Below are 11,937 nucleotides of genomic sequence, written 5' to 3' on the forward strand. Positions count from 1 at the left end.
GCTCTTCCGCGCGGGCGCCGAATCCCTTCAGAAGTTCCTCAACGGCAGAATTTGGCGCGGATACGGTATGGCCTGAACTCTCACCCGTTGACTGCATATTATTGCCCCCAATCGCTCCGGCCAATGTCGACGCTGACGGCCCTATGCCAGAATACCGTGAACCACTCAGGAAGGCCCAGATTTCGCAGCTTTTCCCGGAGCGTGGGTCCATTTGCCCTAGCCGACGTCRGCCCGTCCGCGTACGCTCTCGGGCATGACTACTGATTCGAACGCGGGCGGTCACGAGTCAAAGGACCAGGCCCAYACGGTGGAAAACCTCGAGCGTCACGAATGCTGGGAGCTATTGCGCAGCGTCTCGGTCGGCAGGCTGGCGGTGTGGGTGGACGATCATCCGGACATCTTCCCCCTCAACTACAAGGTGGATCACGGTTCGCTGGTCTTCCGGACCGCGGAGGGCACCAAGCTGCARGCGGCCACCGGGGACRCGCCGGTGGCGTTGGAAGCGGACGGCGTGGACGCGGACACCGGGGTCGCCTGGAGCGTTGTGGTTAAAGGCCAGGCCGCGCCSGTGCAGAACCCCCAGGARGTCATGGACACCGTKGGCCTGCTGCTGTTTCCGTGGCAGGCCGGCCAAAAGGAACACTTCGTCCGGATCACGCCGGACACCATCACCGGCCGGCGCTTCAAGGTGGTGCCGCCGATGACGTGGTGGACGCCGCTGGACGAYTCCACCCGCACCGGCCTCGAATAACCCCAAAACACAACATGCGCTRTCAGTTAGAGCTGCCCTGAGGGCGGCAGAGTCATATGGTCGCAGCAACGCTCTGATTGATGGAGCGTTAGATGGCCAGAGTGTTTTCCCTGGATGCGCGCACTGAATTCTTCGATTTGGTATGCGCAGGGATGTCGATCCTGGGTGCCGCCCGGCGTGTCGGTGCGTCGGGCGGCACCGGGACGAATTGGTGGGCCGAGTCTGGTCAGATGACCATAGTTATGGGTCCCGGCGGCGGTCTCGCGGATCCGGTTCCCGCCCCGGAAGGGCCGGGAGGGCGGGCCTTGAGCGCGGAGGAGCGGGGCATGATCCAGATGGGCCGGAGAAGTGGGCTCAGTTATGCCGGGATTGCCAAGGCGATCGGCCGCAACAAGTCCGTGGTCTGGCGTGAGGTGAACCGTAACACGGGCCCGGACAGGGAGTATTACGCCTCCGTGGCCCATGCGCGGGCCCACCAAGCCAGGCGCCGGCCCAAGCCGTTGAAACTCCTCCTGAACGAGCCGCTCTGCGGGCTGATCGGGGTGTGGATGGATGACGGGTGGAGCCCGAAACTAATCTCCTCGATGTTGGCGTTTCACTTCGGCGATGATCAGACTATGCAGGTGAGCCACGAGACGATCTACCAGGCGCTATACGTTCAAACCCGCGGAAGTCTGCGGGCGGACCTGGCGGAAAAGCTCAGCCTGAAACGGAAGAAACGCATCCCCCACACCGCGGACCGGCATAAGAACAGCCCCTACAAGGAAGCGTTCAAGATCAGTGAGCGGCCCGCCGAGGCCCAGGACCGGGCGGTCCCCGGGCACTGGGAAGGTGATCTCATCATCGGCTCCGACGGGACAGCGATCGGCACCCTTGTTGAACGCTCGACCCGGTTCACGATCCTCCTCCACCTCCCCGGGAACCACACCGCCGACACCGTTGCGGCCGCGATGATCCGGGAGATGGGCCAGCTCCCGGATCACCTGCGACGGTCGATCACCTGGGACCGGGGCTCGGAACTCGCGGAGTATGCCCGGATCCAGACCGCACTGGACACCACGCTCTACTTCTGCGACCCGCACTCACCTTGGCAACGCGGGTCCAACGAGAACACCAACCGCCTCCTCAGGTTCTGGTTCGAGAAAGGCTCAGACCTCTCCGTCCACACCCCCGAGGACCTCCGGCTGGTCGCCGCGAAACTCAACCGCCGGCCCCGGCCCACCCTCAACCTCGAAACCCCAGCCAGCCGGCTGAACCAGCTGCTGCACGCAGCCTAAACCCCGGCGTTGCTCCCACCAGTTGACTTTGCCGGCCTCATGGCAGCTCTAACTGACAGCGCAACGTGGGGGTGCCGGCAGGTCAGGCGACGCGGGTGATCTCCACGCTGACGGTCAGGGCCGACCCCCCGCCGCCGGACAGGATGCCCTTGAGCGGCGGAACGTCGCGGTAGTCGCGGCCCCGGGCCACGGTGACGTGGAAGTCCCCCGCCGGCTTGTGGTTGGTCGGATCCCAGCTGCGCCATTCGCCGTCCCACCACTCCAGCCACGCATGGGACTGGCCGGCCACGGTCTCGCCGAGCTCCGCCGTCGAGCGCGGGTGCAGGTAGCCGGACACGTAGCGGGCCGGGATCCCGCAGCTGCGCAGGGAGCCGATGGCGAGGTGCGCCAGGTCCTGGCAGACGCCCTGCCGCTGGGTCCAGGCCTGCTCGGCGTTGGTGGTGACGCCGGTGGAGCCCTTCATGTACGTCATCTCACCGCGCATCCACTCAAAGACCGCCATGGCGGCCTCGTGCGGGGACTTTCCCTCGACCACGCCGGGAATGATGCCGAGCACTTCGGAGCCGGGCCCCGTGAGCTGGGACTGGGGAATCCAGTCGCTGAACTGGTTGAGCGTCTCCGGGGCGGCCAGGACGTCCCATCCGACGATGTCGGCCTCGGCGGCGATCTTCTCGACCCGGTGCACCTCAACGGTGGTGGTGGACAGGACTTCGAGGTGCTCGTGCGGCATCTGCATGTCGAAGGCCGTCACGCGGGTGCCCCAGTAGTCGCGGTAGCTGCTCAGGGCCGCCTGCGAGGGCGAGACCTTCATGGAGGATTCCAGGACCACCTGCTGCGGGTCCGTGAGCGGGGTCATCCGGGCCTCGTTGTAGGASAGGGTGACGCGTTTGTTGTACTTGTACGCCGTCTTGTGGACGATGTTCAGCCGGGTCATGAAACTTCTCCCACCCAGGCCAGTTCGTCTGCCTGATTGAAGTACTTACGGGAAATGGCGTCCGAGGCCTGCGAGACCGCCTTTTGCACGCGCTCCATGTGCTCGGGCAGCTCTGMCATGAGGTCATCGGTGCGGTGGAACTCCAGGAACGTGCGGGCCTGGCCGACAATCCGGCGTGCGTCATTGATGAACCCGACGCGCTGGGCCGAGGGGTCCAGCTTCGCCAGGCACTCGTCGGCGTCGCGCAGGGCGTAGACGATGGAGCGCGGGAACAACCGGTCCAGGAGCAGGAATTCGGCGGCGTGCTGGTCGCCGAAGGCCGCCCGGCGGGTCCGCAGGAAGGACTCGTACGCGCCGGCGCAGCGGAGCATGTTCACCCAGGACATGCCGGCCGAGAGGACATCGCGGGTGGAGAGCATGCGGGCGGTCATGTCGGCCCGCTCCAGGGACCGGCCCAGGACCAGGAACTGCCAGCTCTCGTCATGGCTGACGGTAGTGTCGGCCAGGCCGCTGACCATCGCCGTGCGTTCAAGGACCCAGTTGCAGAAGCGGTAGGTGCCCACCACGTCCTTGCGGTGCTGGTTCAGCCCGTAATAGGTCGTGTTGAGGCTTTCCCACAGCCCGGAGGAGACGGTCTCGCGGGCGCGGCGGGCGTTTTCCCGGGCCGCGCCGAGCGAACCGGCAATGGACGTGGCGCTCTGCTTGTCGTAGGCGAGGGCGTTGAGCAGCTCGGGGAGGCCGAACTCCTCATTCTGCGCACGGGCGCCCATGACGGCGAGGAGTTCCTGCGCAACGCTGCGCTGTTCCTCCATGGGCAGATGGTTGAGGCGCTCGAGGTGGACGTCGAGGATCCGGGCGGTGCCGTCTGCCCGTTCCACGTAGCGGCCGATCCAAAACAGTGACTCGGCTATACGGCTAAGCATTGGCGGTTACCTCCTGAGCCTGGGAAATCTGCTGCTGTTGCTGCTCTTTCTGGCTGTCACGCCAGTTGCTCTCCACGGGCCAGACGGAGACCCGCTCACGGACCGCGATGGCGGGCCGCGGGATGACTTCGACCGGGACCTGCGGGGAATCGGCCAGGACCCACGTGTCCTTGGAACCGCCGCCCTGGCTCGAGTTGACGATCAGCGAGCCCTCCTTGAGGGCCACCCGGGTCAGGCCGCCGGGGAGAACCCAGACGTCCTCGCCGTCGTTGACGGCGAACGGGCGAAGGTCCACGTGCCGGGGCCCGAACTTGTCGCCGCTGAGCGTGGGCACGGTGGAAAGCTGCAGGACCGGCTGGGCGATCCAGCCGCGGGGATCGGCGACGACGCGCTTGCGGAGCGCGTCGAGTTCATCCTTGGACGCGTCCGGACCGATTACCAGGCCCTTGCCGCCAGAACCGTCGACGGGCTTGACCACGAGCTCGTCCAGGTTGTCCAGGACGTACTCCCGGGCTTCCTTTTCTTCGAGCCGGAACGTGTCCACGTTGGCGATCACGGGCTCTTCGCTTAGGTAGTAGCGGATGAGGTCGGGCACGTAGCTGTAGACCAGCTTGTCGTCGGCGACGCCGTTGCCCACGGCGTTGGCGATTGTGACGCCGCCGGCGCGGGCAGCGTTGACCAGGCCGGGGCAGCCGAGCATGGAGTCGGCGCGGAACTGCAGCGGGTCCAGGAACTCGTCGTCGATCCGTTTGTAGATGACGTCCACGCGCTGCTCACCGGCCGTGGTGCGCATGTAGACCCGGTTGCCGCGGCAGATGAGGTCGCGGCCCTCGACGAGTTCGACACCCATCAGGCCGGCCAGCAGGGTGTGCTCGAAGTAGGCGCTGTTGAACACGCCGGGGGTCAGGACCACCACGGTGGGATCATCGACGCCGGAGGGGGCCGTCTTCCGCAGGGCCGACAGCAGCCGGCGGGGGTACTCCTCGACCGGGCGGATGAGCTGCTGGCCGAAGGCTTCAGGCAGGCCCTTGGCCATGGCCCGGCGGTTCTCGAGGACGTAGCTGACGCCCGAGGGAACGCGCACGTTGTCCTCCAGGACGCGGAAGGTGCCCGCGGCATCGCGGACCACATCGATGCCGGAAATGTGGACGCGGACGCCGCCGGCCGGCTCGAAGCCGTGCACCTGGCGGTGGAAGTGCGCGCTGGTGGTCACGAGCTGGCGCGGGATGACGCCGTCGGAGACCACGGCCATCTTGTCGTAGACGTCATTGAGGAATGCCTCGAGGGCACGGACCCGCTGGGCCACACCGCGTTCCAGGACGCTCCACTCGTCGGCGGGGATCACCCGGGGGACGATGTCCAGGGGGAAGGGCCGCTCTTCGCCTGCGAAGTCGAAAGTCACGCCGCGGTCCAGGAAGGTGCGGGCCATGGAGTCGGCGCGGGCGCTGACATCGGCCAGCGACAGCTCGCGCAGGGCCAGGGCCACCTGCCCGTAGGACTTCCGGGCCTGCTGGCCGGGGGCAAACATCTCGTCGTAGGCGCCGGAGCGGCCGGCGGCCTCGGAGTAATCCTGGAATAGGTCAGACATGGTCACTAGCCAACCACTTTTTCGTTACGAAATCATTTCGACGGCCCGCGCCGCGATCCCGCCGGCACAATCACCAGCACAATCCCACTGGAGCAAACCCGTCCGTGCAGGCCACCCCGGGGTACGGCCGCGGTTACGGCTTTTGGGGCTGCGTACGGCAAGGTAGGGGCGTGCCCCCCAAGAGATCCTTGTACGAGGCCGCGGCGGGCCTGATCGCCGCCGCGGCCGCCGTCGCCGCCGCCGCGGCAGTGCATCTGGTGCTCCCGGCGCTGCCGGTGATGACCCTTGCCGTGGTCCTCGGGCTGCTGGCGGCCAACCTGCCGGGTGTGGCGGGGTGGACGGCTGGGCCGGCGCGTCCCGGGCTCGACTTCGCCGGCAAGCACCTGATGCGGGCCGGGATCGTGGTGCTGGGCCTGAAGGTCAGCCTCGGCGATGTCCTGGGCCTGGGCTGGGTTGCGCTGCTGCTGGTGACGGGCGTGGTCCTGGCCGCCTTCGCGGGCACCTACGGGATCAGCCGGCTCTTCCGGCTTCCTCCCCGGGTATCGCTGCTGGTGGCCACGGGATTCGCCATCTGCGGGGCGTCAGCGATCGGGGCCATGGCCGCCGTGCGGCGCATCCGGCAGGAGGAAACCGTGCTGCCCGTTGCCCTCGTGACGCTGTGCGGAACGCTGGCGATCGGGGTGCTGCCCCTGCTCGCGCAGCCGCTGGGCCTCGGGCCGGAGGTCTTCGGGGCGTGGACCGGCGCTTCGGTGCACGACGTCGGGCAGGTGGTCGCCACAGCCCAGACCGCGGGCGCCGCGGCCCTCGCCGTCGCCGTCGTCGTCAAACTCACCCGGGTGATCCTGCTGGCGCCGATGGTCGCCGCCGCCGGGCTCCACCACCGGATGGGCACCGCACCCGACGGCGCCAAGCGCCCGCCGGTGATCCCGCTGTTCGTGATCGGGTTCGTGGCCATGGCCGGCCTGCGCACCACCGGCTGGCTCTCCCCCGGCGTCCTGGAAGCGGCCGCGGCGCTCCAGGACCTGTTGCTGGGCATGGCGTTGTTCGGGCTGGGCTCCGCCGTCCGCGTGGGCCAGCTGCTGCACACGGGCGCCCGCGCACTGCTGGCCGCGCTGGCGTCGTGGTTGCTGATCGCCGTGCTGGGCCTTGCAGCCGCCTTCCTGATGTTCCCGCCGGCGTGATTCGGCACACACGCAGCCGTGATTAGATAGCTGGGTGTCGAATCAGAATCTGAGCCGCGACGAGGCCGCGGCCCGCGCCGCCCTCATCACCACGCACAGCTACGACGTCTCCCTTGACGTCCGGCAGGCAACGGACCCGAACGTCGCCGGCTACACCAGCCGCAGCGTCATCAACTTCTCGGCCAGCGAACCCGGGGCCTCGACCTTCGTGGACTTCATCGCTGGCAGCGTGCACAGCGTCTTCCTCAACGGCAAGGGCCTCGCCGTCGCGGACGTCGTGGACGGTTCCCGGATCCGGCTGGAGAACCTGCAACGGGAAAACCAGGTCACGATCACCGGCACGGCCCTCTACAGCACCTCCGGCGAAGGCATGCACCGCTTCGTCGACCCCGCCGACGGGCAGTGCTACCTCTACACCCAGTACGAACCGGCCGACGCCCGCCGCGTGTTCGCGAACTTCGAGCAACCCGACCTGAAGGCCGAATTCACCTTCCACGTCATGGCACCCTCGGACTGGCAGGTGTCCTCCAACGGCGCCGAGGTCCTGCGCACCCAGCTGACCAGTGACCCGGCCACCAGCCGCTGGGACTTCGCCCCCACCAAGGCGATGTCCACCTACATCACCACCGTCCTCGCCGGACCGTACTTCAAGGCCGAGGACGCCTGGAGCGGCACGCTGGCCGACGGCACGGTCCTGCACGTGCCGCTGGCGCTCTACTGCCGGGCCTCCATGGCCGCGTCGTTCGACGTCGACGCCCTGTTCCGCCTCACCAGGAACGGGCTGTCCTTCTTCAACGAGCTCTTCGACTTCCCCTACCCGTGGGGCAAGTACGAGCAGGCATTCGTGCCCGAATACAACCTCGGTGCCATGGAAAACCCGGGCCTGGTGACCTTCACCGAAAGCTACGTCTTCACCTCGCGGGCCGCCGACTCGCAGTACCAGGCCCGCGCCAACACACTCCTGCACGAGATGGCGCACATGTGGTTCGGCGACCTCGTCACCATGAAATGGTGGGACGACTTGTGGCTCAAGGAATCGTTCGCCGACTACATGGGCACCCTCGGCGTGGACCGCACCACGGACTGGGACACGGCCTGGGTGAACTTTGCCAACAACCGCAAGGCCTGGGCCTACGTCCAGGACCAGCTGCCCACCACCCACCCGATCGTCGCCGACATCCCGGACCTGGAAGCGGCCAAACAGAACTTCGACGGCATCACCTACGCCAAGGGCGCCTCGGTGCTCAAGCAGCTCGTGGCCTACGTCGGGTTCGAGGCGTTCATCGACGGGTCACGCCAGTACTTCCGGGACCACGCCTACGGCAATACGACCCTCGCCGAACTGCTGGCGGCACTGAGCGCGGCGTCCGGCCGCGACCTCGGCGAATGGGCCCGCCAATGGCTCCAGACCTCCGGCATCTCCACCCTGTCCAGTGAAATTCTGTCCAGTGAAATCACCGGGCACGGGGACACGTTCAGTTCGGTCGCGATCCTGCAGGACGCTGTGGATCCCGCCACCGGCCGGCAGGAGCCCCGTCCGCACCGGCTGCGGATCGGCCTCTACGACTTTGATGACGCCGGCGCGCTGGTCCGCACGGGCAGCGTCGAGACCGACGTCAGCGGCCCCCGGACCGAGGTGGCCGAACTCGCCGGCAAGTCACGGCCCGCCCTGCTGCTGGTCAATGACAAGGACCTCAGCTACGCCAAGGTCCGGCTGGACCCGGACTCCGAGACCACGGTGCGCGGCTCCCTGGACAAGCTCAGCGACCCCATGGCGCGGGCGCTGTGCTGGACTGCCCTGTGGGACTCAGCCCGCGATGCCGTCACACCTGCCTCCCTCTACGTCGACGCCGTGGAACGGTTCGGGCCCGCCGAACCGGGAATCGGCGTCCTCCTCAACGTGCTCGGCAACGCGTCGACGGCGGTCGAACACTACGTGCCCCGCGGCCAGCGGGACGCCGTCCGCCGCGGCTTCCTCGCCACCGCCGCCGAACAGCTGCAGGCGGCGGCGCCGGGCTCCGACCAGCAACTGGCCTGGGCCCGGACCCTGGCCGCGACCAGCCGGTACGACGCCGCCCGGCTAGACCTGCTCCGCGGCATCCTGGACGGCAGCACCGTGATCGATGGCCTCGCGGTGGACGCCGAACTGCGCTGGAACCTCTGGCACGGGCTGGCGGCCAACGGCCAGGCAACACAGGACCAGCTCGACCAGGAGCTCGCCCGGGACAACACGGCGGCCGGCAAGTCCGGGCACGCCACGGCCCTGGCCGCCCGCCCCGAAGCCTCCGTCAAGGCCGCCGCCTGGGACGCCGCGGTCCACGGCACCGCGCTGTCCAACCAACTCCTGAGCGCCACCATCGCCGGGTTCAACACCGGTGAGGCCGCGCTGCTCAGCCCTTTCATCGACCCGTACTTCGAGTCGCTGGAACAGATCTGGGCGGACCGAAGCATCGAGATCGCCGGCCGGATTGTCCGCGGGTTCTATCCCGCCGGCCAGGACCTGGACGGCCACGGCGGGACACCCGACACCCACGCCGTCATCGTCCGCACCGACGGCTGGCTGAGCTCCCATCCCCACGCGCCGCGTGCCCTGCGCCGGATCATCATCGAACAGCGCAGCCAGTTGCACCGTGCCCTCAAGGCGCAGGCCCTAAAAGCACAGGCCCCCAACGCCTAGAACCGGGCGGAGTAGGTCCTGACATCATCGGTTGCTCCCCACCCACCGGCCCTTTTGACGGTTCAAAAGGGCAGGTGCGGAGCAATCGATGGAATGAAGGCTATTAAGGAACCCGGTGCAGCCACTCCGCGGTTCCGAACTTGGTTTCCACGCGGCGGCGGGCGGCCTCAAGCTCGGCGTCGGTGAGCACGGACGGCGTCGCGCCGTAGCGTTCGGCGAAGACGTCCATCATGGCGGCGACGATCTCGGCTCGGGCCAGGCCGGTCTGGCGGCGCAGCGGGTCCACCCGCTTCTTGGCGCTCCGGGTGCCCTTGTCGGACAACTTCTCCTTGCCGATCCGCAGCACGTCCACCATCTTCTCGGCGTCGATGTCGTAGCTCATGGTGACGTGGTGGAGCATCCCGCCGTTGGCGAGCCGCTTCTGCGCGGCCCCGCCGATCTTCCCGTGTTCCGTGGCGATGTCATTGAGCGGCACATAGAAGGCGCTGATGCCGACCTTCTCCAAAGCCGCCATCACCCAGGCGTCGAGGAACGGGTAGGAGTCGGCGAAGCTGATGCCGTCGACGAGGGTCTGCGGGAGGTAGAGCGAGTAGGTGATGCAGTTGCCGGCCTCCATGAACATCGCTCCCCCGCCGCTGATCCGCCGGACCACGCTGACGCCGTGCCGGGCGACGCCGTCGGGGTGGAGCTCGTTGCGGACCGACTGGAAGCTGCCGATCACCACGGAGGGCTCCTCCCAGTCCCAAAAGCGCAGGGTGGGATTGCGCCGCCCGGCGCCGACTTCCTCGGTCAGGACCTCGTCCAAGGCGACGTTGACGTGGGTGGGAAGGACGGACGGGGCAATGATGTTCCAGTGGTGGTCCGCCCAGCCGGTGGCCTTCGCGAGGGCGCGGCGGACGGTGATCGCGACGGCGTCGGCGGAAAACCCAAACAGCACGGCATCCTCCGGCAGGGCAGCTGTCACGGCGGCCGCGATGTCGGCGGCGCCTGTCTCGACGGGCAGCCCCGTGAGTGCCCGGTTGATCTCCGGCAGCGCCTCGTCCGGTTCCAGGAAGAAATCCCCGCTCAGCGAGACGCGCGCCAGGACACCGTTCATGACGTCGAAGTCGGCGACGACGAGTTTGCCGCCCGGGACCTTGTACTCGCCATGGTGACGGGCGCCGTCGTCGTCAGTACTGGAAGCGGTGGCCACGGGATGAGATGTCATGGCATCCATCCTGCCGCATGCTTCCGCCAAGCCGCGACACAGGGAAGCCGCGACAMAGGGAACCCGCGACRCCGGAAGGCCGCCGAGTGGTGAATCAGCCCAGACGCAACAACAGCCCGCAGACGCAGGAAGCCCGCACCGTTGCCGGTGCGGGCTTCCTGCAAGACCTTGGGGAAGAAGAAAGTTACTTCTTGCCGCCGAAGCCCTTGAAGCGAGCGTTGAAGCGCTCGACGCGGCCTGCGGAGTCCATGATGCGCTGCTTGCCCGTGTAGAACGGGTGGGACTCGGAGGAGATTTCGACGTCGATAACCGGGTAGGTGTTTCCGTCTTCCCACTCGATGGTCTTCTTCGAAGACACGGTGGACTTGGTCAGGAACTTGACGCCGGAAGCCAGGTCGTTGAAAACAACAGCTTCGTACTTCGGGTGAATATCAGACTTCATAATTGGACCTTTGTTCGCACAACTGGATTTTGCCAGTTGCCAGGTATGAATGGGATGGCCACGGAATGTACCGSACGGCCAGCTATCAATCATAGCCGATTGCCGGTGCACTGACGAACACCATTGGCGCACGTCAGCGCGGCGMAACCGGGCTTCGCCCYGGTCCTCATATTGTTGCCSGKTAGWTTTYCGTGAGCTCACCCGGTGAGGGTGAGGCGACGCACCTCACCCGGGCACAGGATGGAACTGTGGCTGTCCGTCGGATTGCCTGTACCCAMTGAGAAACGGAGGTCATCAGTATGGCTGAGTCACTGGATGAACTAGGGCCGGTGGACTGGCTCGTCGTGGAGTTCCCCGGGCCCGACTTCGGTAAGGGCCAGATCGCCCCGTTCCTGGAGGACCTGGTCAAGCGTGACCTCATCAGGGTGCTTGACATGGTSTTCCTGAGAAAAACCGMCGATGGCACGCTYGAGACGGCCGAAATCTCGGACCTCGACCCGAGCGAGCTCGGCGAGGTGCGCATGGCCGAGGCCGACCTGGCCATGGTGCTCTCTGAGCAGGACGTCATGGACCTGGCCGAGACGATCGCGCCCGGCCACTCCGCCGCGGTGCTGGTCTGGGAAAACCAGTGGGCGGCTCCGTTCGGCGCGGCCGTCCGCAAGGCCGGCGGCCAACTCGTGGCCAGCGGCCGGATCCCGACCCAGGCCGTCATCGCCGCCTTCGAGGCCGACGCCGAAGAAGCCAAGGAAGGAGCCTGACATGCCACTGGCAGCACGACGCAGACGCAGGACCGCCGCCGCAGTTGGCGGGGCCGTTGTTGTCGCCCACGGRATAAACCGTCGCGGCGACCGCCGTGAGGACCGGCGGGACGACCGCGGCGACCGCCGTGAGGACCGCCGCGACTGAMACCCTARTGCCGGSTCCCGGCACACGCGGGTGCGCATGACCCTTCTGGGT

Annotated in this window: 11 protein-coding genes; 6 read left to right on the forward strand and 5 right to left on the reverse strand. The window is 67.3% G+C overall.

Annotated elements, in window-relative coordinates:
• The first annotated feature begins 253 nt into the window (after positions 1 to 253).
• Both AC1DEY_RS11995 and AC1DEY_RS12000 read left to right on the forward strand, forming a co-directional pair.
• Positions 254 to 751 carry a pyridoxamine 5'-phosphate oxidase family protein gene (locus AC1DEY_RS11995; RefSeq protein ID WP_476868119.1) on the forward strand — a complete coding sequence of 166 codons (498 nt, stop codon included), beginning with the start codon at positions 254 to 256 and terminating at the stop codon, positions 749 to 751.
• Positions 752 to 843: 92 nt separating this feature from the next.
• On the forward strand, positions 844 to 2,028 hold the full coding sequence (locus tag AC1DEY_RS12000) for an IS30 family transposase (protein ID WP_476868120.1): 1,185 nt from the start codon (positions 844 to 846) through the stop codon (positions 2,026 to 2,028).
• An 82-nt stretch (positions 2,029 to 2,110) separates the two neighbouring features.
• Here the strand turns inward: AC1DEY_RS12000 and AC1DEY_RS12005 are convergent, their stop codons facing one another.
• Genes AC1DEY_RS12005 through AC1DEY_RS12015 form a run of 3 tightly spaced genes read right to left on the reverse strand, consistent with a single transcriptional unit; the run spans position 2,111 to position 5,473 of the window.
• On the reverse strand, positions 2,111 to 2,962 hold the full coding sequence (locus AC1DEY_RS12005) for a transglutaminase family protein (protein WP_441408626.1): 852 nt from the start codon (positions 2,960 to 2,962) through the stop codon (positions 2,111 to 2,113).
• Positions 2,959 to 3,885, reverse strand: a complete 927-nt coding sequence (locus AC1DEY_RS12010) for an alpha-E domain-containing protein (protein ID WP_476868121.1) — start codon at positions 3,883 to 3,885, stop codon at positions 2,959 to 2,961. The genes AC1DEY_RS12005 and AC1DEY_RS12010 overlap by 4 nt, the downstream gene beginning before the upstream one ends.
• Entirely contained in the window at positions 3,878 to 5,473 is a 1,596-nt protein-coding gene (locus tag AC1DEY_RS12015) for a circularly permuted type 2 ATP-grasp protein (protein ID WP_441408625.1), read from the reverse strand. The genes AC1DEY_RS12010 and AC1DEY_RS12015 overlap by 8 nt, the downstream gene beginning before the upstream one ends.
• A 170-nt stretch (positions 5,474 to 5,643) precedes the next feature.
• Here AC1DEY_RS12015 and AC1DEY_RS12020 point away from each other — a divergent pair, with 170 nt between their 5' ends.
• Positions 5,644 to 6,654: a YeiH family protein gene (locus AC1DEY_RS12020; protein WP_476868122.1), complete on the forward strand. Its 1,011-nt coding sequence runs from the start codon at positions 5,644 to 5,646 to the stop codon at positions 6,652 to 6,654.
• Positions 6,655 to 6,688: 34 nt separating this feature from the next.
• On the forward strand, positions 6,689 to 9,331 hold the full coding sequence (gene pepN, locus AC1DEY_RS12025) for an aminopeptidase N (protein WP_476868123.1): 2,643 nt from the start codon (positions 6,689 to 6,691) through the stop codon (positions 9,329 to 9,331).
• 103 nt (positions 9,332 to 9,434) lie between these two features.
• On the opposite strand, the gene AC1DEY_RS12030 is transcribed toward pepN, so the two are convergent.
• Positions 9,435 to 10,538: a lipoate--protein ligase family protein gene (locus tag AC1DEY_RS12030; RefSeq protein WP_476868124.1), complete on the reverse strand. Its 1,104-nt coding sequence runs from the start codon at positions 10,536 to 10,538 to the stop codon at positions 9,435 to 9,437.
• Positions 10,539 to 10,722: 184 nt separating this feature from the next.
• Entirely contained in the window at positions 10,723 to 10,980 is a 258-nt protein-coding gene (locus AC1DEY_RS12035; RefSeq protein WP_028267311.1) for a type B 50S ribosomal protein L31, read from the reverse strand.
• A 299-nt stretch (positions 10,981 to 11,279) separates the two neighbouring features.
• Between AC1DEY_RS12035 and AC1DEY_RS12040 the strand changes: the two genes are divergently transcribed.
• Both AC1DEY_RS12040 and AC1DEY_RS12045 read left to right on the forward strand, forming a co-directional pair.
• Complete coding sequence (locus tag AC1DEY_RS12040; protein WP_476868125.1) at positions 11,280 to 11,738, forward strand: DUF6325 family protein; 459 nt, start codon at positions 11,280 to 11,282, stop codon at positions 11,736 to 11,738.
• Between the two features lies 1 nt (position 11,739).
• The gene (locus AC1DEY_RS12045; RefSeq protein ID WP_155855732.1) at positions 11,740 to 11,886 is read left to right on the forward strand and encodes a hypothetical protein; all 147 of its coding nucleotides are present in this window, start codon (positions 11,740 to 11,742) and stop codon (positions 11,884 to 11,886) included.
• The last annotated feature ends 51 nt before the right edge of the window (positions 11,887 to 11,937 follow it).

Source organism: Arthrobacter sp. 05T47, from assembly GCF_056395825.1.